Origin of the sequence: Pseudomonas caspiana (genome assembly GCF_040224095.2) — a bacterium.
Taxonomy (GTDB): Bacteria; Pseudomonadota; Gammaproteobacteria; order Pseudomonadales; family Pseudomonadaceae; genus Aquipseudomonas; species Aquipseudomonas caspiana.
The window spans coordinates 1,226,071-1,248,512 of sequence record NZ_CP167995.1 but is presented as its reverse complement, the minus strand read 5'-3'; the positions used below and the strand labels follow the sequence as shown (position 1 = coordinate 1,248,512).

The 22,442-nt window shown below is 56.3% G+C and carries 23 protein-coding genes; 11 read left to right on the top strand and 12 right to left on the bottom strand.

Going from position 1 to position 22,442, the window contains the following annotated elements:
• Positions 1-45: 45 nt before the first annotated feature.
• Together ABRP31_RS05645 and ABRP31_RS05640 are read left to right on the top strand one after the other, a co-directional pair.
• Positions 46-1,281 (top strand): type II restriction endonuclease, encoded by a 1,236-nt coding sequence (locus ABRP31_RS05645; protein WP_349973276.1) that lies wholly within the window; start codon positions 46-48, stop codon positions 1,279-1,281.
• Positions 1,282-1,339: 58 nt separating this feature from the next.
• Positions 1,340-1,702, top strand: a complete 363-nt coding sequence (locus ABRP31_RS05640; RefSeq protein WP_372489336.1) for a hypothetical protein — start codon at positions 1,340-1,342, stop codon at positions 1,700-1,702.
• A 220-nt stretch (positions 1,703-1,922) separates the two neighbouring features.
• Here the strand turns inward: ABRP31_RS05640 and ABRP31_RS05635 are convergent, their stop codons facing one another.
• Positions 1,923-2,213: a hypothetical protein gene (locus ABRP31_RS05635; RefSeq protein WP_349973277.1), complete on the bottom strand. Its 291-nt coding sequence runs from the start codon at positions 2,211-2,213 to the stop codon at positions 1,923-1,925.
• A 357-nt stretch (positions 2,214-2,570) separates the two neighbouring features.
• On the opposite strand from ABRP31_RS05635, the gene ABRP31_RS05630 reads away from it, so the two are divergent.
• Complete coding sequence (locus ABRP31_RS05630) at positions 2,571-3,479, top strand: SDR family oxidoreductase (RefSeq protein WP_349973278.1); 909 nt, start codon at positions 2,571-2,573, stop codon at positions 3,477-3,479.
• An 81-nt stretch (positions 3,480-3,560) separates the two neighbouring features.
• Here ABRP31_RS05630 and ABRP31_RS05625 read toward each other — a convergent pair whose 3' ends face one another.
• From ABRP31_RS05625 to ABRP31_RS05610, 4 genes are all read right to left on the bottom strand, one after another.
• Complete coding sequence (locus ABRP31_RS05625) at positions 3,561-4,319, bottom strand: methyltransferase domain-containing protein (protein WP_349973280.1); 759 nt, start codon at positions 4,317-4,319, stop codon at positions 3,561-3,563.
• 117 nt (positions 4,320-4,436) lie between these two features.
• On the bottom strand, positions 4,437-5,075 hold the full coding sequence (locus ABRP31_RS05620; protein WP_349973281.1) for a hypothetical protein: 639 nt from the start codon (positions 5,073-5,075) through the stop codon (positions 4,437-4,439).
• Between the two features lie 606 nt (positions 5,076-5,681).
• Entirely contained in the window at positions 5,682-6,068 is a 387-nt protein-coding gene (locus ABRP31_RS05615) for a hypothetical protein (protein WP_349973286.1), read from the bottom strand.
• Complete coding sequence (locus tag ABRP31_RS05610) at positions 6,065-7,252, bottom strand: hypothetical protein (RefSeq protein WP_349973289.1); 1,188 nt, start codon at positions 7,250-7,252, stop codon at positions 6,065-6,067. The genes ABRP31_RS05615 and ABRP31_RS05610 overlap by 4 nt, the downstream gene beginning before the upstream one ends.
• A 429-nt stretch (positions 7,253-7,681) precedes the next feature.
• Here ABRP31_RS05610 and ABRP31_RS05605 point away from each other — a divergent pair, with 429 nt between their 5' ends.
• Entirely contained in the window at positions 7,682-8,017 is a 336-nt protein-coding gene (locus ABRP31_RS05605; RefSeq protein WP_372489335.1) for a topoisomerase, read from the top strand.
• 317 nt (positions 8,018-8,334) lie between these two features.
• Here ABRP31_RS05605 and ABRP31_RS05600 read toward each other — a convergent pair whose 3' ends face one another.
• Both ABRP31_RS05600 and ABRP31_RS05595 read right to left on the bottom strand, forming a co-directional pair.
• Positions 8,335-8,571, bottom strand: a complete 237-nt coding sequence (locus ABRP31_RS05600; RefSeq protein ID WP_122665943.1) for a hypothetical protein — start codon at positions 8,569-8,571, stop codon at positions 8,335-8,337.
• A complete protein-coding gene (locus ABRP31_RS05595; RefSeq protein WP_349973290.1) occupies positions 8,561-9,349 on the bottom strand; it encodes a VacJ family lipoprotein in 789 nt (262 codons plus the stop codon). The genes ABRP31_RS05600 and ABRP31_RS05595 overlap by 11 nt, the downstream gene beginning before the upstream one ends.
• 169 nt (positions 9,350-9,518) lie before the next feature.
• On the opposite strand from ABRP31_RS05595, the gene ABRP31_RS05590 reads away from it, so the two are divergent.
• The 3 genes from ABRP31_RS05590 to ABRP31_RS05580 all read left to right on the top strand — a co-directional run bounded on the left by ABRP31_RS05590 (position 9,519) and on the right by ABRP31_RS05580 (position 12,378).
• Positions 9,519-10,229 (top strand): response regulator, encoded by a 711-nt coding sequence (locus ABRP31_RS05590; RefSeq protein ID WP_087270557.1) that lies wholly within the window; start codon positions 9,519-9,521, stop codon positions 10,227-10,229.
• Positions 10,226-11,581: an ATP-binding protein gene (locus ABRP31_RS05585; protein ID WP_349973292.1), complete on the top strand. Its 1,356-nt coding sequence runs from the start codon at positions 10,226-10,228 to the stop codon at positions 11,579-11,581. The genes ABRP31_RS05590 and ABRP31_RS05585 overlap by 4 nt, the downstream gene beginning before the upstream one ends.
• Before the next feature lie 218 nt (positions 11,582-11,799).
• Entirely contained in the window at positions 11,800-12,378 is a 579-nt protein-coding gene (locus tag ABRP31_RS05580) for a polyribonucleotide nucleotidyltransferase (protein WP_349973293.1), read from the top strand.
• A 188-nt stretch (positions 12,379-12,566) separates the two neighbouring features.
• On the opposite strand, the gene ABRP31_RS05575 is transcribed toward ABRP31_RS05580, so the two are convergent.
• Positions 12,567-13,475, bottom strand: coding sequence for a LysR family transcriptional regulator (locus ABRP31_RS05575; protein ID WP_349973294.1), 909 nt, complete (start codon positions 13,473-13,475; stop codon positions 12,567-12,569).
• 110 nt (positions 13,476-13,585) lie between these two features.
• On the opposite strand from ABRP31_RS05575, the gene ABRP31_RS05570 reads away from it, so the two are divergent.
• Positions 13,586-14,782, top strand: a complete 1,197-nt coding sequence (locus tag ABRP31_RS05570) for an MFS transporter (RefSeq protein ID WP_349973295.1) — start codon at positions 13,586-13,588, stop codon at positions 14,780-14,782.
• Positions 14,783-14,944: 162 nt separating this feature from the next.
• Entirely contained in the window at positions 14,945-16,030 is a 1,086-nt protein-coding gene (locus ABRP31_RS05565) for a diguanylate cyclase (protein ID WP_349973296.1), read from the top strand.
• A 269-nt stretch (positions 16,031-16,299) separates the two neighbouring features.
• Here ABRP31_RS05565 and ABRP31_RS05560 read toward each other — a convergent pair whose 3' ends face one another.
• The 3 genes from ABRP31_RS05560 to ABRP31_RS05550 all read right to left on the bottom strand — a co-directional run bounded on the left by ABRP31_RS05560 (position 16,300) and on the right by ABRP31_RS05550 (position 20,143).
• Entirely contained in the window at positions 16,300-17,010 is a 711-nt protein-coding gene (locus tag ABRP31_RS05560) for a hypothetical protein (protein ID WP_349973298.1), read from the bottom strand.
• Positions 17,011-17,797: 787 nt separating this feature from the next.
• Complete coding sequence (locus tag ABRP31_RS05555; RefSeq protein ID WP_349973299.1) at positions 17,798-19,108, bottom strand: MFS transporter; 1,311 nt, start codon at positions 19,106-19,108, stop codon at positions 17,798-17,800.
• A gap of 135 nt (positions 19,109-19,243) precedes the next feature.
• Entirely contained in the window at positions 19,244-20,143 is a 900-nt protein-coding gene (locus ABRP31_RS05550) for a LysR substrate-binding domain-containing protein (protein ID WP_349973301.1), read from the bottom strand.
• A gap of 117 nt (positions 20,144-20,260) precedes the next feature.
• Here ABRP31_RS05550 and ABRP31_RS05545 point away from each other — a divergent pair, with 117 nt between their 5' ends.
• Positions 20,261-20,713, top strand: a complete 453-nt coding sequence (locus ABRP31_RS05545; protein ID WP_349973304.1) for a PACE efflux transporter — start codon at positions 20,261-20,263, stop codon at positions 20,711-20,713.
• A 107-nt stretch (positions 20,714-20,820) separates the two neighbouring features.
• Positions 20,821-21,129: a PepSY domain-containing protein gene (locus ABRP31_RS05540; RefSeq protein ID WP_349973305.1), complete on the top strand. Its 309-nt coding sequence runs from the start codon at positions 20,821-20,823 to the stop codon at positions 21,127-21,129.
• A 123-nt stretch (positions 21,130-21,252) separates the two neighbouring features.
• On the opposite strand, the gene ABRP31_RS05535 is transcribed toward ABRP31_RS05540, so the two are convergent.
• Positions 21,253-22,407: a PQQ-dependent sugar dehydrogenase gene (locus ABRP31_RS05535; protein ID WP_087270583.1), complete on the bottom strand. Its 1,155-nt coding sequence runs from the start codon at positions 22,405-22,407 to the stop codon at positions 21,253-21,255.
• Positions 22,408-22,442: the final 35 nt, after the last annotated feature.

The window sequence follows — 22,442 nt, the reverse complement described above, 5'->3', positions numbered from 1 at the left end:
CGGCGCACTCTATCTTTGCGCCGGGCATAAATTCGAGGGAGCGGGATGAGCGACATGCAAACAGATTCAATCTCGCAATACTTTATTGGGTCCGGGGTCAAACGAGTCACTGGCACGGAAGTGGACCCAAAGGTATCGAATGGACATGAATTCCAAGGCGTAGATTCTTTCAGGGCCTTCCTCGGGACTCCAGATCAGAAGACTAAGGTTCCGATCAAGTGGGTGTGGCTATCTGATGACGAACCTCCGCTAGTCGTCTCTCATTCAGGGACTTGGTACAACAGTCGACGCGGCCAACCCCACAGGGAGCCCGAGTACCGTCTTTACTACCCGGCAGCGGCGGAAGAGGTTATTTATCGCGCGAAGCCTGAAGACTCTCTGTTCATTTGCATGCCTCGCGATAGCACAAGTCTTCTGGCATTGCTGTGCCAACGAGGCAGCTCCATTGAGCAGCAACTGCTTTGGCTTTTTAGCTTAAGCATTGGCGGACAGGATCTTGTCCAGAAGGACCTTAGACTTGATCAAGGGCGAGCCATGGATATGGCCACTCGTTACATTCTTGAGCTCATTGATGTCGAAGTGATCGTCAGTGACGATCGCTGGCTTGACCTTCTCCTCCGTAAATTCCCTAAAGGTCTTCCACCAACCCGAAAGCTTTCTGAGCTAGCTCGCGAGCATGCAAAGGATGTGGACCCACTCAACGATCCAGATCAAACATTGCTCACATGGATGGATCTTGAAGAGCGTCTTTTCATGACTTACGAAAAACACCTGCTAGGGGATCGTCTCCGAGAAGGTTTTATTCGTGACGATGTAGTGCAGGTTGAGGATTTTATCAGCTACTCCCTACACGTTCTCAATCGTCGGAAGTCTCGCGCTGGCTTCGCATTAGGAAATCATGTTGAAGCGCTGCTAGAAATTAACGGTGTCCGTCACAAGAGGGAGGCAACTACCGAAAAAAGAAATGGCCCTGATTTCTTGTTTCCTGGGGAGGCGGAATATCATGACGTCTCTTGGTCTCAGGACAAGCTGCTTATCCTTGCGGTGAAAACCAGCTGCAAGGATCGATGGCGTCAGGTCCTCTCAGAGGCAGACCGTATTCCTCGTAAACATTTGCTCACCTTAGAACCGGGTATTTCTAAGCGACAGACGGATGAAATGCGCAAGGAAAATCTACAGCTGGTTTTACCTCGACCACTTCACGACTCCTACAGCCTGCTGCAGCAACCTGAACTGGCCACGTTTTCTGATTTCATTCATCTGACGCGCTCCCTGCTCTAAGTCTCCCGATAACTTGGGGTACCACACAACACGCAAGCTGGATGAGGATCAGCGTCGTGTGATGTTGCTCGGCGCTCATTACGGGGCTGAGGAGGAGTTGATGGTGAGTGAGTCGGGTATCTACGAGATGCTGGTGTATCACTGTCATGCGGAGAAGCGCGCTTTGCGGCGCTGGATTACTAATGAGGTGGTGCCTTGTGTGCGTGATGGTGTGCCGCTCAATGACAACTCGCCGAGTTTGAGTCTGCTGCAATGGCCGGAGTTGTCGGTGTGTTTGTTGAATTGGCGTAGTGAGCCGTGGATCAGGTTGCGGGATATGCCGAGGTTGTTGCCGCATGGGCAGGTGCCGGAGGATTCGGTGCGGGGTAAGGGGCGGTTGTCATGGTGGCGGGCGGTTTGGCGTGGGGTTGGGTTTGGTTGATGGGTGATTTTGTGTTGGGGCTGGGGTGATAGGTCTGGCTTGGGTTTGTTGCTGGGTTTAGTGGTGATTGGGCGGTTGCTATCGCGGGCAAGCGCGCTCCTACAGGTTCTTTGTTTATTGCGAGGCGGCGCGGTGCCATGGACACCGAGGCTGTTGGCGGCGGTATTTTGGGTTAGGCATCGTCGCGAGCAAGCTCGGCTTCCACAGTACTGGGTGGCTGCTAGCCTTTCATGCGCTGGCGGTATTCCTGCACCATGGCTTTGGTGACGTCTTCTTTGTAGCAGAGTGGCGCGTATCCGCCCGGCTTGCTGTAGGCGCTACGTTTGCCGCAGCTTCTGCCGTTGCGCATGGCGTTGTAGGGGCACGGGCAGTTGCCGGAATAGGCGGCGATTGAGTCGTCGATTAACAGCTGGACGATGGCTGAATCGGGGATTTTGGTGTCCTTGGCGGAGACCGAAAATGCGCAGAGCACTGCCAATACGGCGACAAAGCTGATTCCTATCTTTTTCATGGCTAATCCTTAGCTGACGGGTACGACGAGTCCGATCAGCTTTGTACCATGCCATCATTGCGCCACCAATCTGTATTTACGTGTCGAGGTGGGCGGCATTCATCGCGAGCAAGCTCGGCTCCCACAAGTGATCGTGTGTCCGTGAGGTATTAGCCGCGCTCATGTGCTGCGGCATCATTGAACAGAACCCCTCGAGCACTGATGAACTCAGCTCAGGAAGGCATCCCGCGATAGCCCCTTAATGGAAACGACTCGGCTCCGTACGATGTACTCAACCAAAAACCCGCCTGAGGTTGCCACGATGGCGAGCGGGTCCAGTCATTGCCCGCTCCACTGAGCGGTTTTGGAGTGCGCGACATGAGTCTGTTCCCCATCAAGTTCTCGGTGACGCTGCTGCTCTCGCTGCTCGCCGAAATGGCCATGGCAGCCACGACGGCGTCACCGGCCGCCTCGAAAACCACCGAGGTTCGCAGCACAGAAAAACACGCCTCCGTGATCGGTGATAAGCCCGTGGTGTTGGTGGTGGGTGCCAGTGGCAGCATTGGTCGCCCGGCTGTTGCCGAGGCGTTCAGGCGTGGCTATGAGACGCGGGCTTTGGTGCGCGATGCAGGTCAGGCCGATCTGTTTCCGGCGGGCGTGAAGGTGATGGTCGGTGACCTGACCCGTGCCGAGACGCTGCACGAGGCCGTCGATGGCGTTACGGGCATTGTGTTCACTCACGGCATCAGCGGAAACGATCCGCGCGGGGCCGAACAGGTGAATTACGGTGCGGTGCGCAATGTGTTGAGCGTGCTGAAAGCGCCCGCGCGGATCGCGCTCATGACTACCGTTGGGGTCACCAAGCCGAGTGTTGGGCATGACTGGAAACGTCGCGGCGAACGGCTGGTCCGTGCCAGCGGACTGCCTTACACCATCGTGCGACCTGGCTGGTTCGACTACAACGCGGCTGATCAGCACAAACTTGTCATGCGCCAAGGCGATACCCACTGGGCCGGGTCGCCGTCCGATGGTGTTGTCGCGCGCGCCCAGATTGCAGAGGTGTTGGTCGCATCCTTGACCTCGACGGCGGCCAATCGCAAGACGTTCGAACTGGTCGCAGAACAAGGTGCCGCGCAGGCCGATCTGGAGCCATTGTTTTCCGCGCTGCCGGCCGATCCGTCAAACAGTCCTGACGGGATCAAGGACCGTGAAAACCTGCCGCTGGATAAAGAGCCGTCCACCGTTGGTAAAGACCTTGAGGCTGTGCGCGGACGACTTGGCAAGTGAGCGTGCGCGTCGGTAAAGATCGACAGGTTGGGCTGACGCTTCGCCAACAAGTTGGCTTCTTCAGGGGCTCGGCGGGGGCTGTCACTCTGCCGGCTTACGCGCCCATGCGCCGAACATGACGTCGCCGATGTAGATGCTTTCGGACTGGGTGCGCTCTTGGTCCAGGCGTTGTTGCAGGGTTTCGATGTCGACTTCGTCTGCTGTCGCCACGCCCAGCGCGATGATGCGTGGCAGGCAAGCCTGCACGATGTAGCCCAGGCTGTAAGCGCTGTCGGGTGTTTGTACGACGCATTCTGCACGCACGCTTTCGACCGTCAGCCCGGCCTTCGTGAAGATGGCGTGCAGGTTGAAGCCGATGTGCAGGTCGGCGCCTTCGCGAGCGATCATCTGTTGTATCCAGCCTTGGGCTTTTCGGTGCAGGGTAAACGTGTCGAGGCTGGCCGGGGCCATGGTGGTGTCGTGCTCCTGGAACACCATGACCCCGCCCGGACGAAGATGCTTGGCCAATGCCGTGACGGCCGCCACGGTGTCCGCCTGATACATGAGCACGCGGCGGCCGACAATGGCGTCAAACATGCCAATAGACGCTGGCAGGTCGAGCAGTCCGCTTTGAATGAAGGTGGGGGCAGGTTGCTGACTGGCGCTCGCTCGGCTGCGGGCCGTCGCGAGCGCATTGTTGTCGTGATCGATGCCCACGACTTCGCCGGTACTCCCGACCAGCCCGCTAAGCAGGAAAGCCACATCACCCGCTCCGCAGCCAACGTCCAGCACACGCATCCCACTGCTGATGCCTGCATCCATGAGAAGTTGGGTGGTGAAGTCGTGTCTGGCAGTCGTCATGCGGCTAGCTCCTGAAATTGTGCGCGGAGTCTGAGGCAGGCTTGCCGTGTAGTGCAATGAACGTGCGGGATTTGTCTCGCCAGTGGTGAGACAAATCTGCGCTTGGGTTTGGGCTTTTTATTGCGGCTTCGGTGGGTCGATGGGGTCCCAGTTGAAGTGCTGGCGCTCGCCGATGCCGTTGAAGTCCACGCGGTAGGTGTGTTGTTTGCCACCAACATCACACACGCCAATGTAGTCGTGGTTGTGTTGTTCACGAGGCGGCGGCGTTTCGATGCGCACGGTTCCTTTGCAGCCCTGATGGTTGCAAGCCGCGGTTTTGCGATAGAGCAAGTAATCGCCAGCTTCGTCACGCTCGACCCAGCGACCATCAATGAAACGCGCCTGCCCTTCTGGAATGGTTTGCAGGGCTATCTTGCCTTTGGATTTGTAGAACACGAGGCCGAACATGCCGACGATGGCGATGGCCCAGGCGAGGATTTTCCAGCCGAGATTGAAGTAGGAAAAGATACCCACCGCATCGGCAAAGATGGACATGACGGACAGCGCAAACGCCGGTATGGAGCCTGCGAAATACCAGGCGCCTTTGTTGACGCTGGCACGGCTCAGCCGTTGCACGCTGCTGGCTACAACTTCGAACTCGATGGGCCTACGCATGGTGGATTGGCTCTGGGCAATATTGATGTGATTGGCGTTACCGATAGAGCCAATGTTGATGTTGTTGCCATTCTCTTTGTCGTTGTCGTTGTCGTCGGACATAACGTGCCTCGTGGGATTTCAGGGATGTGCTAGTGCGAGGTTGAAACTAACTAGAAGGACGATCGAAAACCACCGGACTTGATGTCTTTGCTCACGGACCTTATGGCGTAAGGGTTTCAGAGGTGGTTGGGACGGGCTGAGATGTTCAGGTTCTCAGCGCCAGTTCGTTTGACGCAGGAATGGACCTTAGCAAGGCGACGGACAGGACTGGTCGTTGAGGGAGAAAAAGAGAAGAGTCCTACGTGGCAGTAGGCTTTGTGGTGTAGGGCTGGCGATCCACATTGCTCGCGATAGCGTCAGCACAGGTAATATTTTCATCGAATGACAGAGCGAATCGCGAGCAAGCTCACTCCTACAGGGTCATCTGAGCTCGAGGATGACGCCTGCAATAACGAACCAACCAAATCCGATCAGGCTCGTCCAAGCAGAAATCTGAAGTGGCGGATACCGATGTACTGGGCAAGCAACCAGCTTGAGATCATGAGCAAAAAAAGCATGAAGACGAAAACGAAAGCAACCCAAGGCGGCCAGAGGTCGATATTCAAGAATGCCAGCCATCGCGGGTAATCATCCGTAGACGCATTAAAGCTAAGGGTATTCATACGGTCAGCGCAGCGTTGTCAGTGCGTAGATCAGCACCATCCAAACCACGATTAGCCAAGTTAAAACGCTTAGAACCTTTAAATGTCTGCGCAAGTGAGCGGGGAGATTTTTGAGGTCATCGGGGTCCATTTCACCTGACCGCAGCCCTGGCCCCGGCCATTGCACCATGCCTCCAATCAGGGAAAGCAGGAAGATGCGTTCGAACCAACCCTGATTACACAAACCCGCCCGCGCTGCGACGTACCGACAGTTGCTCAAGGCTTCCACTAGAGCGCCCAGGTGACGGTTGGCGACGTATAGGTTAAGTATCAAAATGGCGACGGTTAGCAGAATTGGTCCACTAAGAAAGGCGACTTTCAACCAGATGATCCAAGCATCCGCCCTGATCATGGCGACATCCCCTCGTACAAAGTCTCACCCAGTAATTCTCCCCCGATACTGCCACCAGTCGTGCCTAACCATGACCCGGTACCAACGACCACAACAACACAGGCCACGCCGGGTAATCCTCCAGAAATGGTTAACGCGGCGCAAACAGGGCCCGCAAATCGAGATGCCGCTAAACCACCAGCTATACCGCCAGCCGTCGACCCAACAAACTTCCCCCCTTCCGTAAAATTGATCTTCCTGCACGCCTCGGCGTCTTTGCCTCTGCACACTTCCTGAATCGCCAGCACACCTGAAACGCCGCCGATGCCTATGCCGATGTAGCCACCTGCTTTCATATATTTGGCGGCTTTGCTTACAGATTCGACGTGCGTTGAGTAGCCGTGAATGCTTTTGGGTCCGCCAGCTTCTTTCCAGTGGTGGACGAGGCTGCGGCTAGAAATGCCGAGTGCTTTCTTCAGGCTGTGATGATCACTCATGGTGGTGAGGCTGCGCAGGCGAGTAGATTTCAGGAGGTGGGCGTCGAGTTGGTTAAGTAGCTCTTTGCGTTGGGCGAAGAATTCCGGGGAGTTGAGGTGGCCGTGTTTAAGGAAGCTGTTTTGGTGCAGTTCTTCAATGGCTTTCAAGGTGCTGGCCATTTGGGCCAAGTGTTTTTCCATCACGGCCGCGCTGACACCAAGCCAGGTGGAAGTCTGGCCGGTGAAGCTGACAATTTCCGCCGCATGGTGGTACATAAAGTCAGCTTCGTCAGGGCTCAATGGAGCCAGTGCGGCTTTGACTTGATGGGCGGCCTGCATGAGCTGTGATTCAGCGTAGGTGCATGAGGTGCTGTTGGGGTCGCTGAGGACGATCAGGGTGCCCGCTTTGACGATGTCCTCAAGGTTGGGGTTAAGGGCACTGAACTTGATCAATGCGCTGACGGGCATGTTGTCGAACAGGCCGTGGTAGAAGTCGTAGGCCGATACGCTTTGCGGGACGATGTAAAAACCGGGTTCGGCGGCGGGTGCTGTTTCGGCAGCAATGAGGGTGCGCGGCTGCGGATTTTCGAAGCTGTAGTTGTGAGACGAGGGATATTGAGGTGCGTCGAGGATGGGTGGATTGTGATCAATCTCGGGAGACCGCTGGCCAAATCCATAGCGCTTTTCAACCTCCATGTTATTGGGGTTGGTCCTGGGTCTATCAGCCATGGCGACGGCTCCTCGCGGGGGCAAAGAAACGGAGCCTAACAAGGCCGCAGGCGGCGGAGGTTGGGGTTGGAACGAATCAGAAAGGTCCTACTTCTATTGTCGAAAATGTTTGTGGGATTTGAAGGTGATGGAATGATGGTTCGGGTGACTGGATGGGCCTTTTCCCGGCTAAAGCCAGTCTCACGACATCGCGACAATATTTTGGATTGCACAGGACCAGTGGGAGGCTTGCCCGCGATAAGGTCCATGCGATCTAACGTGAATCGCGTCCAGCCTTATCGCGAGCAAGCTCAGCTCCCACAGGCTTCAATGCTGACTGCTGGTGAGCGTGCAGTCAGCGCAATCGCAGCAACACAATGCGTGGGCTCGTTCTTCGGGGTTTGGTAAAGTCTGCGCCCTGCCCGCTTCTGTCTCTTCAGGTTTAATGCTGTGAAACTCTCTCGACTCAACACGTTAATTGCTCGTGCTTCTGCCTGGTTGCGGGGCAAGCGTGAGGGTGTGGTTGAGTTGCAGTCGGATAAGGCTGACGTGTCCAGCGCGCCAGCTGCTGAACCTGTTGCGCCTAAGGTCAGGAAGGCCAAACCGAGGGTGAAGCCTAAGGCAGCAGCGGAGCCGAAAGCGCCGGCGTGCCCGCATTGCAAGAAAGTAATGGTGCTGAAGGTCGCCCGAACTGGAGCCAACGCCGGGGGTAATTTCTGGGGGTGTGGGGATTATCCCAAGTGCCGAGGGATTCGAGCGATCTTTGCGCCGATGAAGGTTAAGTGATCTTCGTTTTGGATGGATGCGCTGAAGTAAAAGTCTCGGCAGTGCTGAGACCTTTGCTGTGCTAAAACGGGAGCGTTATTTGTGTCAGCAGCGCTGACACAAATGGTCCACTTAAATAGTGTCACCACTGGGGACACAAAGTCATAGGCTGGCAAATCCCGCTCGGTTGCTGACCCGGCAATATGTCATGGCAGATAACAGACTGATCAACAAATCCTCAATTGCCTGAGTTGAAATGAAATTCGCTCCCACAGGTCCCTTTGTGCAGTGTCAGGAAGATTGTGTCAGTTACCCGTTGGGCATCGAAGTCCGCAGCCCTACCCCTCAACCCCATGACTGATCATCCAGCGAATCATGCTCGCCAGCGGCACGCGATGATGACGCACGGTGCACCAGGCCGCGTCATCGTGGCTGAACAATTCGACGTAGCGGCTCAGTAATACATGGCGGCCGTCATCGGCAACGCGCAGTTCAATCTCGCGGCTGTGCAGTGACGCGGGATTGGGGTTTCGGGTTCTGCGGTGCAGGACCAGGGCTTCGGTTCTATTCGTCATCGGTCTCACCTCCAGGACAGGTTGAATCGCTTGGGACGACCTTGCCGGACTTGCCTTCAACCACGAAGTTGGCGCGTTTCTGGGCCACGGTGTCACGCAGGGCTATGTAGTAATCCGGTTGTTTGCGCAGTTGGTCAGTGAATGGCAAGGCTTCAGCGCGGCCGTCGACAATGCCGCCGACGGTATTGATAGTGCCAAGGGTCTGCACGGTGTCGCTGTTGCTGCCCAGCGGGTCAACCACGAAGCTCAGCACTTTGCCGGTTGCGTCCCGCAGGTTGCCGGTGCCGAGCAATGGCAGTTCAACGATTGGCCCGTTGGCGATGTTCCACACACCGAAGGTCTGACCAAAGTCGGACTTGTGGCGCTCGATGCCCATCTTGCCGGAGACGTCGATCAAACCGACGATCCCCACGGTGGTGTTGATCACAAAACGCCCGAAAGTGGCGATTGAACGCTCGCCGTTACCTTGCAGCAGGTCGTTGATGAACACCTTCGGTTCGCCGAAGTTGGCTACGAAGTTATGCACGCCGGTCTGGAAGAAGTCCGGCAGATGGCGATAGCCACGGGCGACCGGAGCAATGGCGTAATCGTCGAGGGTGCGGTTGAAGGCGAAGATGCCACGGTTGACCGGTTCTGCGGGGTCATGAAGGGTGTAGCTGACGTTGTCGCAAGGGCCAGCCGGTGTGGACGGCGCGCTTGCGCAGCCGCTGACCAGCACGACGACGAAACCAGCGAAGGTGAAACGTGCGACAGGCGAAGCGCTTTTGAGAGTGGGCATGCAAGGTGATCTCGGCTAGGACTGGCGTTGATCCTGCCTGCGGTTTTTTGCCTGAAGATTTCTGTTTTATTGCCTGCCGGTCGCTTTATTACCGAGTTGAAATATATGACGTAGCGCCAGGAATGATTTTAGATAGGCACTGCGAATCCACTCCGGCAGCGAGCCCACTGTGAGCCATTTACTACTGGTCGACGACGACGTTGAAGTCCTCGCCCTTTTGCAGAAATTCCTTGAACAGCATGGCTACAGCGTCGAAGTCGCTACCGATGGGCCTTCGCTGTGGCGGGCGATCGAGCGGCGCTTGCCGGACTTGATCATCCTCGACGTGATGCTACCCGGCGAAAGCGGTCTGGTGCTCTGTCAGCAATTGCGGGCCAAACACAAGATCGCAGTGATCATGCTGACGGCCATGGGCGAATTGAGTGACAGGGTCATCGGCCTGGAGTTGGGTGCCGACGATTACCTGACCAAGCCATTCGACGCCCGGGAGTTGTTGGCGCGGGTGCGTGCTGTGCTCAGGCGTGTGGGGGAAGCGGCAACGGTGTCCAATGACTCTTCGCGCTCGATCCTGGAGTTTGCCAACTGGCAGCTGGATGTCACCCGCCGCGAGTTGCGCTCGCCGGAGAAGGTGATGATTCCGCTCTCCACCGGGGAGTTCGAATTGCTGCTGGTGTTTGCCGAACACCCGCGACGCATTCTCACCCGTCAGCAGTTACTGGACTTGGCGCGCGGCGAATCCTATGACGCGTTTGATCGCAGTGTGGATGTGCAGGTCAGCAGACTGCGGCGCAAATTGGAGGCTGATATTCACAGTGAGCCGATGATTCGCACTATCCGTAACGGTGGTTATCTGTTCAGCCCGTCTGTGGTGAAGCGATGAGTTTTTTATCGGCCCTGCGCGCCAGATGGAATCGCCCCCATGACACGGTCGCACGCTGGATCGCTCTGACGACCATGCTGGCGATGCTGACGTCGCTGGCTTTGAATGGCGCCTTTACGCTGTTGGCAGGCGTCTGGGCCCGCCCGCCTATTCTGGAAACCGGCCTGATGGAAAAGGCGGCGACCATCACGCGAATTATCAACGCCGTGCCCCTGAGTCAGCGTGAGAGCATTGCCGCCGCGGCCAGCGACAAGGTGTTCGCCGTGCAGTGGTTGCCCCGTCGCGAAGATGCAAATTTGCCAAACACCACCGACCCTGGCTTTGAGGACGGCCAGCAGTTTTTACGTGAGTTGCTGGAAATGCCTGATGCAATTATCGAGGCCTATGAGCCCAGGGACTGGGGCCCGGATCAGGTCGGGCGACCGTATGCCTTAGTGATCCAGTTGGGCGATGGCTCTTGGGTGCAATTATCCGTGGCCACGCGCAAATGGGGGCTTGATCCGTTTATGCGCAACCTGGTCGTGCTCGTTCTGGTGCTGTTGTCGACCATCGTGGTGGCGCTGATTGCAACTCGACACTTGGCCACGCCTCTAGAACGTTTTGCCGAAGGGGCCAGGCGTTTTGGCAAAGATTTTCGAGCGCCGCCAATTCCGGTGATCGGCCCCCATGAAATCCGTCAGGCGATCCTGGCCTTCAACGCGATGCAGGCGCAGATCCAGCACTTCCTCAACGATCGCACCCAGATGCTCGCCGCCATCTCCCACGACTTGCGCGCGCCGCTGACCCGCATGCGCTTGCGCGGGGAGTTCATCGAGGATGCAGAGCAGCAAACCAAGCTGTTCCGGGACGTGGATGAGATGCAGACAATGGTCAATTCCGCGCTGGAGTTCTTCCGCGATGATGCGCGGCTGGAACCGGCCACGGCGTTTGATCTGGCGGAGCTGCTGCTCACGGTGGTGGATGATTTCAAGGATGCGGGAATCGACGTGCAGTTCGTGGGGACCAGTCGTTTTGTGTATGTGGGGCGTCCGATTGGCATCAAGCGAGCGCTGGTTAATTTGATCGATAACGCCGTGAAGTACGGTCATGAGGCCAGTGTGCAGCTCAATGCTCGCGCAGGGTGGGTCGAGATTCTGGTGCAGGATCGCGGGCCGGGAATTGCTCCGGAGCTGCACGAGCAGGTCTTCGCGCCGTTCTTTCGTATCGAAGGTTCGCGCAACAAGAACACCGGCGGCGTGGGGTTGGGTTTGTCCGCAGCACGGGCAACGGTGCTTGAGCATGGTGGATCGCTGACTTTGCGTAACCGGCGCAGCGGCGGGCTGGAAGTGAGGATGGCGTTGCCGGTGGATTGAGGTCTTTGTAGTTGATCTGTAGGCGCTGCCGAAGGCTGCGAAGGCGGCATATCAGAATAAACGCTTCGCAGCCTTCGGCAGCTCCTACAAAAATGCATTTCAATTCGAGGAATGCATTCAGCTTTAGCCAAGTTGAAATTCGACATCAATCTTCCCTTAGGGCAGGATGCCAGCATCTCCCGCCGCGATCACACCGGCGCTCTCTTCGAGGACATCCGATGCGGTTTTTTAGCTGTAAGACTCTGCTGTTGGCCGCTGCATTGGCGATGGGTCTGCAAGGTGCAAATCTATCTGCTGCGCCTCAGCAAAAAGCGCCAAGCCAACAGAAGGTGTCGCTGCTGGAGGGACAATGGGTGTTCCGCCTGCCAAAGGAATACGTGAACAGCCCGATGCCGGAGATCGACGAGAAAGCCAAGGCTGCCGGGGTAACCGGTTCGCTGTACATGAACAAGGCCGCCAAGCGCGTGGTGATCATTACCGAAACGCCGCTGGAGTCCCGCGAAACGGTGTCGAGCAACGATAACGCCACGCTGAGCGGCGTCATTGCCGCGACCATCGAACAGCAGAAAGCCAGCTATCAGGACTTCAGGCAATTGGGCGACGTGAAGAAAATGGTCCGGCGCGGATTGGGCCTTCGCCAGCTGGATATTTCCGGCAGCGTCGACGGCGGCAAAGTGTTGAGCACCACTGTGACCGCCGCGTCAGGCAAGCGCATGGCTATGGTCAACGTGATTTCCCTGGAGAAAGACGCCAAGGCGCATGGCGAGTTGCTGAAAGGGATTACGGCGGGGAAATAGGTAAAGCAATGCGCAGTGCCAAAGCACAGTAAAGTGCAAACACGGATTTGTAGGAGCGCACGAGCACCGCGAGGCCGCGATAGCGGTGTATCAGACAGGACGCCATCGCTGTCTCGCGGTGTTCGTGAGTTCCCACAGAAAAGCATTCCAAATCAGGTAATTTTTTAAGAAATCATTTGCTGTCCCGCTCAATCCATCCGCAACGTCGCCGACAGCAATTCCACCAACTGATGCACCTTGGGCAGCGACTCCCGATTGCGGGGCCAGGCCAGATGCAGATCGAGGCCCTGAGTAGCAAGGTGTGGAAGGATTTCTACCAGTTCGCCGCGCTGGAGCTGGTCTTTGATCAGCCAGGTTGCCAGCTGCGCAACACCGCTGCCCGCCACGACGGAGGCCACCTGAGCCTCGCCATTGCCGACGACGATGCGACCGTCGACCATGCGCAATTGGGTTTGCCCGGTAGCGTCGACGATCACCCATGGGCTGGTGCCGCCTTTGTCTTTGCCGTACAAAATACAGGCGTGATTAGCCAGATCATCAAAGGTTTGTGGCGTGCCGTGACGATGCAAATAAACCGGGGCGGCGCAGAAAATTACGCGCTCGGTGCCCAGGTAACGATGGCCGAGGGTTGATGGCCACGCCGACGAGCCGCCGATGCGCACTGCCAGATCGATGCCCTCTTCGATCAAGTCCACAAAACGATCAGTAAAAGACACGTGCGGGCGTAGCTTGGGGTGCCGCTCGGCAAATTCCAGAAGCAATGGCAGCACATGGATGCGACCGAACGATGCCGGCAGGTCTACGCGCAGATGTCCCGCAGGCTCCGTGCGCTGTGCGGCCAACGCAGTTTCGGCGTCAGCCAGCTCATCCAGAATGCGGGTGCAGACGGCGTAGTAAGCCGTGCCCTCTTCCGTCAGGGCCAAGCTGCGGGTCGTGCGCTCGAACAGACGCATGCCGAGCCGCCCTTCCAGCCGGGCAATGCTTTTACTGACCGCAGAGTTGGTCAGGCTCAGACGTTCGGCGGCTGCGGTAAAACTTCCCGCATTGGCCACGGCAACAAATGTGGATATGCCTTTAAGACGGTCGGCAGAGATCATGAGCGGTGTCGGCTAGTGAAATTAATTCCATAGTGCACGGAAAAACCACCAAAGATAAGAAGTGATTTCTCGAATAGGCTAGTGCCATTATTTCAATTCGAGTTATCCCAATGCCTTCTGTAGACACTACCGCTGCTGGTTCTGCCAGCGGCGCACGCGCCACTGGCGCTAATTTGGCGATTGCCATGCTGGCGCTGGCCGGTTTTGTAATCGTCACCACCGAATTCCTGATCATCGGCATGCTGCCAGGCATGGCCCGTGATCTGGGGATCTCTATCTCTGACGCGGGTTTGCTGGTGACCTTGTTTGCCTTCACGGTGATGCTGTTTGGTCCGCCGTTGACAGCAATGCTTTCGCACCTTGATCGCAAGAAAACGTTTGTGGCGATTCTGTTGATCTTCGCCGGGTCCAACGCTTTGGCGGCTGTCTCTACCAATGTGTGGCTACTGGCATTCGCCCGCTTCATTCCGGCATTGGCGTTGCCAGTGTTCTGGGGCACAGCCAGTGAAACCGCAAGCTTGATGGCAGGGCCAAGCCAGGCCGGTAAAGCGGTAGCGCGGGTTTATCTGGGGATTTCCGCAGCAATGCTGTTCGGCATTCCACTGGGTACGCTGTTCGCCGACGCAGTGGGCTGGCGCGGGGCCTTTTGGGCACTGACCGTCATGTCGTTGTTGATGGCGTTGCTACTGTGGATGTCCATGCCTTCAATCGCGAAAACTGCAAAAGTCGGCCTGGCCAAGCAGGCAAAAATCCTCAGCGACCCGCAGTTCATCGTCAATCTGCTGCTGTCGATTCTGGTGTTCACGGCGATGTTCACCGCCTACACCTACCTGGCCGACACGCTGGAACGCATCGCTTTGATAGCCCCGGCACAGGTCGGCTGGTGGTTGATGGGCTTCGGCGCAGTGGGCCTGATTGGTAATGGCCTGGGCGGTCGTTATGTGGATCGCAGCCCACTGGGTTCGACGATTGTTTTCGCTCTGTTGCTAGCAATAGGCATGACGGCAACGGTACCGGCTGCCGGTTCGATCCCACTGTTGTGCGCCGTGTTGTTGGTGTGGGGCATCGCCCATACCGCGCTGTTCCCTATCTGCCAGATCCGGGTGATGAAAACCGCACCTCACGCTCAAGCGCTGGCTGGCACGCTTAACGTCTCAGCAGCCAACGCCGGGATTGGTCTGGGTTCTGTGATTGGCGGGCTGACGATTGAGCATTTGAGCCTGTCCGACGTTGGATATGTGGCTGCGTTTGTCGCCTTGCTAGCCATCGCGACAGCGGTGATAGCCATCCAAATGAAGGCTAAATAGCTGGGAAAGCACGCTAACCGTCACAGACTGCGACAATTTGTGACGTTATTGTCCAATAATGGCCAAAGGCTCTTCCCATATCCCGTGCGGGAGAGCGAGAATCCGATATTTCGTTCTGACCTAAGGCTGCCAAGCCTTCAGATCGAAGTCCGGTAGAGCGCCATGAGAAACCACGACGGCAAAGGAAGGTCCTTTGCCAAACGCATTTACTGGGTACGCAGTGTTGGCGTAGGCATTGGTTTTTTCAGTGTCGCGGCGACCATGTACCCATTGCATCCCCCTGCCTGGGTATGGGCGGTGATGCTATGCAACTCGATTATCTGGCCACCTATCGCCCTGTGGCTGGCAACCAGCGCTCGCCAACCGTTTCACGCTGAGCAACGGAACATCCTCGTTGACTCTCTGGCGGGTGGTTTCTGGGCCGGGGCGATGGGTTTCAATCCATTACCGACCGTGACTGTGCTGGCGATGATGGCCATGCATAACCTGGCTGCCGGGGGCAAACGGCTGTTCCTGCGGGGCTTGATTGCGCAAATGATCGGCGCTGCGATTTCCTGGTATCTGTTTCGCCAACCCTTCGTGTCCTTCAGCACTCCCACACAAATCTACGCCTGTCTGCCGGTGCTGGTGTTCTACCCGATGTTCGTGGGCTACATGAGTTATCGGGTGGCGGTGAAGCTCAGCGAGCATAAACACATTCTGGGTAAGTTGAGCCGTACCGACAGCCTCACTGGCCTGATCAATCACGGTTCCTGGAAGGACCTGCTGCAGCTTGAATTCAACAAAAGTGTTGCACTGTCGCGACAGACGTCCATTGCGTTGATCGATATCGATCACTTCAAAGCTATTAACGACACTCAGGGTCATATTGTCGGTGATAGCGTGCTCAAGCGTTTGAGCACGGCATTGCTGGCCAACCTGCGGGACTCGGATCTGGCAGGACGCTACGGCGGCGACGAGTTCTGCGTCATCCTGCCCAATACCAGCGCAACTCTGGCCTGGGAAATCCTTGAGCAACTGCGCCGGGACGTCCACGCCCTACACGACCCGCAATTACCCCACGTGCGATTGAGCTTGAGCATCGGTATCTCGACATTCGGCCCGCACCTCGCCGACGCTGCCATGTGGCTCAACGAAGCTGACAAAGCGCTGTATATCGCCAAAACCACAGGCCGTAACCGGGTCTGTTCAGCAGCCCCTGCGGCGACGGATTACCCACGGTTGGGGATCGAAACCTCAGCGTCGTGACCTGAACAGCAGTTCGCAGAACGACGTACTCATCTCGGGTCTGGAAATTTAAAAGATTCCATTGTGATGGTGTAAATGACCATTTTCACTGATACATCCCTGCGTGAATCATGGATATAAACAAGTGCTACTGCATGAGCATTTCCATAAAGAACTGCTCCTGAACATGAGTTCAGGAGCACTGATATTTTCGCAACTGTCTTCAGAAGCAGTTCTCTTTATACGTTCGAACCAAGCGCCTCTCACATATAAATAGTGTTCAACCCCGATCAATCAACGGCGGCCTTGCTCATGCAAAAGTTTTTTAATATCCAGTCGGGGGTATGCTCTTCAAGCAGTTCACTCACTGTTTTTGGCAGTTCGAGCCTGCCATACAGCGCCTCCTCCCGATCCAGATGATTTTGCTGAGCCCGGCGATAGCCAAGGGGGTAGATACTTTGCTCTATGGGTAACAGCGCATCGAAGTGCTCAAGCAATCCAGTGAAGACCAGGCGCCGCTCGACGGTATGCCGGGTGGTAGCGATAAGATTGATGAAGTACAGGCTGTCGCGATGACGCAGCGCTTGCCATGCAGCGAAACGCTCCGCCAGAGTGCACGCCGCCAGTTCATCGAACACCATGCAACACAGCTCTTGGCGCGAGAGGTCATGAAAAGGGTTGTCGCCCAGCGTCCGGCGCTGGTGCAAGCCAAGGACAAAATCAGCGGCCTTTTCAACCTGTTGCTGGCGGTCGAAATCTTCGAACTCCTTCATTCCGGTCAGCCCTGGTGCTTGCCGGCCCTGCGCCGTGACTTGCCGAGAGAACATCGAAAACTTACCTTGCGGCCCTAGCAACGCTGCCTGCTGATCACATAACTGCGCTCTGGACATCGCTGCCTGCCTGGCAACCAATCGCTGAAACCGCTGCCCCACCTGTGTCGGTGGTATAGGCATGGGTTGCTCCCACGCCTGATCATGCCCCTGACTAAGCGAAACGCTCATGACATCACTCCCTTGTTGTTTACGTGTTTGTGTTGTGCAGTTTTTATTGTTGTTCCACAGAGGGCTGATACAGTTGCCAGCCATCTATTTCACGGAGTACAGGGGGTACTCACTTCCTCTTCCCTGATCGACCCGTAGGAGAATTCTCTATCTACATCTCTTTGCCGCGACAGCAAATCAATACCTAAACCTTGGGCATGACGACGCACACCTATAAACAGCGGCCAACTCTTTAAGGAAAAATGAGTACAGCGAATTAACTCAAACAGAAACTTCCTACATAAGCCTCAGACACACCTACAAAATAATACTTAATAGGACAAAGCGGCGGCAAAACCATGACTTGTATAGACAGAAACGATAAACATTCGGAATAACAATTACAATCACTCGTTACAAATATATTGATTTGCAAGTTAATTACAGAATAAATATACAAATCCCAATATACAAAAAGAGATTTCCCACACAGCAAATAGATACCAACTGACAGACACGGTAATCAAAGTTGGGAAGTAAGTAGCGGAGATAGAAAACCGACGGCGACCGCACACGATGGCGTTTAGTCAGACACACCGCTGTCGCCAGCCTCGTGACTTGGGTGTGACCTGAGAGTGCTCTGAATCTTTCGCTTGCTGCGCGAGAGCGTGGCGTCCGCACAAAGGGGGGATGCGTTTCTTGTAAGAGCTGCCGAAGGCTGCGAAGCATTCATTCAGGCATACCGCAATCGCAGCCTTCGGCAGTCTTACCGATCACTTTTGAGCTGTGTCAGGGTTGTTGCGCCCAGTCAGTTGCCGGCAAGCACCGCGTCGACCTTCATGCCACGACGCATGCCGAATACAGCGGCTGTCGCCAGGCCAACCGCGCCCATGATTGCGACGTAGCCAACACATACCCAAGGGCTCCATGGCATCAGCGCAATCAGCATCAAGGGTGTGGTGCTGGCCCAGAGCGCGTACGCAATGTTGTAGGTGAACGAGATGCCCGACACCCGAATAGTGGCCGGGAACAAACCGACCATGACCGAAGGCACAACGCCGACAATGCCGCAGGCCAGTCCTGCCAGTGCATAGGCAATACCCGGCGCCAACCATTGGCCGATCAGGCTCGCGTAAAGCAGACCGATGCCCAGCGGCAGCAACAGGCTGTAGACAATTACCCCACGCCACGCGCCGATGCGATCCACCAGCATGCCGGCCAGCACACAGCCGATATTCAGAAACACGATGCCCAGGCTACTGAGGGCAAACGTGTCGCTGGCGCTCATACCAAAGCGCTTTTGCATGACGGTCGGGGTAATCACCACCAGCACCACCACAGCAGAGGTCAGCACACAGGTCAGCAATGCTGCGGGCAGCAGCGATTGGCGATGCTCGCGCAGCACGGCCGTCAGCGGGAACTCCGTGGCGGCTTCACGCTGAGCATGCATGGCCATGAACACCGGCGTTTCACTTAGCCAACGGCGCAGCCATACGCCAATAACACCGAATGCGCCGCCCAGCAGGAAAGGAATTCGCCACGCGTAATCGAGGATCTCCGCCGGGGTGAAGACCTTTGCCAGCCAGGTGGCGACCAGCGCGCCCAACAGATAACCGAAGGTCAGACCCGCTTGCAGCACGCCCAAGGCATAACCGCGATGGCCTTTCGGGGCGTGTTCGGCCACAAACACCCACGCGCTGGGAACCTCACCCCCCACCGCCGCACCTTGCAGAATGCGCAGCGCGAGCAGGATCAGCGGTGCCCAATATCCGATTTGCTCATAAGTCGGCATTATCCCGACCAACAGGCAAGGCAGCGCCATCATCAGGATGCTCAGGCTGAACACCCGCTTGCGACCCAACCGGTCGGCAAAGTGGGCCATCAAAATACCGCCCAGCGGACGCGCCAGATAGCCGGTCACGAAAATCCCGAAGCTTTGCAGTAGACGCAGCCACTCGGGCATTTCCGGCGGGAAGAACAGTTGGCTGAGGGTCAGCGCGAAGAAGACGAAAATGATGAAGTCATAGATTTCCAGCGCCCCGCCCAGCGCCGCAAGGCCCAGGGTTTTGTAGTCAGCCCGGGACAGCGGCTGAGGACGTGGTCGAACAATGGCCGTCATAAGGACCCCGGTCACGGAAGAGAGAGGACGCGACACTGCGTCGCAGGGCGCGAAGAATAGCAAAACGGCGGGCAATGGCTAGGGGGTTGGATGAGTGATTACCAAGGCAGAATGGTCAGATCTACGCCCGTCCTACTAAATGGCTTGAGAGCTGTCACTTGCCTGACCCTCAAGCCAGTCCAGAAATGACTTCACGGGCGGTTGCCGTTCACGACCCGGCGTGCAAACGGCAACATAAGTTGGCCCAGATAAGCTGATATCCGGGCGATAGGGCTTCAGCAGTCCCTTGGAAACGCTGTCCGCCACCAGTACGTTACTGGCCAGCACAAGCCCATGCCCGGCAATAGCCGCATTCAAAGCGAAATGTTCATCGTCGTATTCACGCAGCAAAGCCTGATTCAACCATTGATGATGGCCTGCCGCTGCACACCAGGTAGCCCAATCCACAGCAAAGCCACCGGGAATCTGCCAACGCAGGCTGATCAACTGCACCCTGTCTTGTGTGGCCGGATCTGCCAGGCCAGGGGCGGCGTACACCGCAAAACGCTCAGTCATCAGCGGTTGGCTGACCAATGCCGGATCGGTACGACTTGAAGTGCGAATGGCCAGATCGACGCAAGAGTCACGCAGTAAATCCACCAGTTCGTTGCTCGTTTCAACCCGCACATTGATGTGCGGCTGAGCCTGATAGAAATCACCCAGCCTTGGGATCAACCACGATGCCGCGAGCGCTGGCGTTGTCGATAGCACCAGCGTGTGCTGGTCCGGCCGAAACTGCAGACCGGCGAGGCTTTGACTCATGTCCAGCAAAGCACGGTGAGCGTCACGATACAGGCGCTCGCCATCGTCAGTCAGTTGCACACCTTTACCCAATCGCTCAAACAGCAGCGTTCCTAGCCAGGCCTCTAACGCCTTGACCTGATATGAAACCGCGGCAGGCGTTACAAAAAGCTCTTCAGCGGCCGCTTTGAAACTTCCTGACCTGGCGGCTGCCTCGAAGGTGCGCAACGCAGTCAGCGGTATTTTGGCGAACACAGGCAGCCTCACAGCACACATCAAATGAATTGAACGAGGCTCAATTTATCTCATTTTTGCGCCACATGATCCGTCGTTAGGGTGGCTGGGAACTCACTGCCGAAATGGAAGCCGCTCATGCAAGGTCCCACCCGCAAAATCGTCCAAGCCGTGCTTTATGAGTTGATTGCTATCGGTGTCTTGTCGCCTTCGCTGTCCTGGGCTTATGACGAAAGCCTGGTTTACTCAGGCGCACTGTCGGTGCTGCTCTCGGCCACCGCTTTGGTCTGGAACATGGTTTACAACTGGGGATTCGAATACTGGGAAACACGCCAGCCGCAACGCAGCCGAACATGGCAGCGCAGGCTGCTGCACTCTCTGGGCTTTGAGGGCGGATTGACGTTGATGTTGATCCCGGTGATCGCCAGCTGGCTGGATATTTCCTGGTGGTCGGCACTGGCAACCAATCTGGCACTGTTCGTATTTTTCTTCTTTTACGCATTAGTGTTTCAGTGGGCATTTGATCGGCTGTTTGATGTTCCACTTTCAGCCAAATCGCAGTCCCCAACAATAGAGCAGCACTGTCCATGAATATTAAGCGTGAATTAAGTATCGCTGGTTAATCTGGCTTCAACAGGCAACGGAACGAATCAGTTGCCTCCGGATCAATAACACCAGATCAATCAAAAGGAATACCCATGAAAACGTTGAATGCCTTGTTTGCTGCTGTTGCCCTTACTGCCGCTGCCGGTGCTGCCCAAGCCGACGTGCGTCCTGATCAGATCCCTGGCCTGCTCAAGTCCGGTGCGATCATGGACTTCGAAAAGCTGAACAAACTGGCGCAGGACAAGCACCCTGGCTTCACCATTCACGACACTGAACTGGACCAGGACGCGCAAGGCAACTACATCTATCAGGTTGAACTGCGCGATGCCAAAGGCGTGGAATGGGATGTGGACGTGAACGCCAAAACCGGCGCTATCGTGAAGGACAAGCAGGATAACTAATACATTCTGCACTGGTAGGACCGGCTTTAGTCGGGAGTCAGTTCTTCAGGCAACTTGTTTATTGCCTTGAAGAACGCCCTCCCGGATAAATCCGGTCCTACCGTTATGTGGGGTTAACAGAAGTTATTGTTTCAAACCTACTTTCAACAACTGTCCGCTGTCTTCATCAGTCAGCACGTATATATAACCATCCGGCCCCTGACGCACATCACGAATGCGTTTCTTCAGTTCGCCCAGCAAACGTTCTTCATGAACGATCTTGCCATCTTCAAACTCCAGCCGAATCAGATCTTCCGATGCCAGTCCGCCGATGAACAGGTTGTGATCCCACGCTTTAAAGCGGGACGCGTCGTAAAACGCCATGCCGCTGATGCCCGGTGATTTCTCCCAGACGTGGAAAGGCTTGACGGTCCCTTCAACAAACTTGCCTTTGGCTTCCGGGATGGGCTCGCCGGAATAGTTGATGCCGTGAGTCGCCAGTGGCCAACCGTAATTCTGGGCACGCTCGATGATATTTACCTCATCGCCGCCTTTAGGCCCATGTTCGTTGGTCCACAAGGTGCCGGTCCATGGGTTGAGTGCCGCCCCTTGTTGATTGCGATGGCCGTAGGACCAGATTTCCGGACGCACGTTTTTCTGACCAACAAACGGGTTGTCATCCGGGACCTTGCCATCGGCAAACAGGCGCACGATTTTGCCTTGTAGTTTGTCCAGATCCTGGGCGGTTGGGCGGTTGTTGTTCTCGCCAAGGGCGATAAACAGGTAGCCGTCACGATCAAAGACGATCCGCGAGCCGAAGTGGTTGCCCACCGACAGTTTGGGCTGTTGGCGGAAAATCACATTGAAGTCTTCGAGTTTGCTCAGGTCCGTTGAAAGACGCCCACGCCCTGCCGCAGTCCCTGCCGTTTTGCCGTCTTCACTGCCTTCGGAAAAAGTCAGGTAAACCATACGGTCTTTGGCGAAGTCCGGAGACAGCACCACATCCAGCAAACCACCCTGCCCGTTCGTCCAGACTTTCGGCACGCCAGACAACGGTTCGGACAAGGTGCCGTCAGGCGACACTACTCGCAGGTTGCCTGGTTTTTCAGTGACCAGCATGCCCTTGTTGTCTGGCAGAAAGGCCACGGCCCAAGGATGAGCAAGCCCTTTGGCCACTTCTTCGACACTGATGGTGCCCTCCTCGGTTTTAAAGTCCTGTACCGGACCTGCAGCAGCACTCAGCGGCAAACTCAACAATGCACTGGCACACAGCGTTGCGATCAAGGTTTTGCAATGCATGGACGATTCCTTATGTCATGAAAAAGCCCCCGACA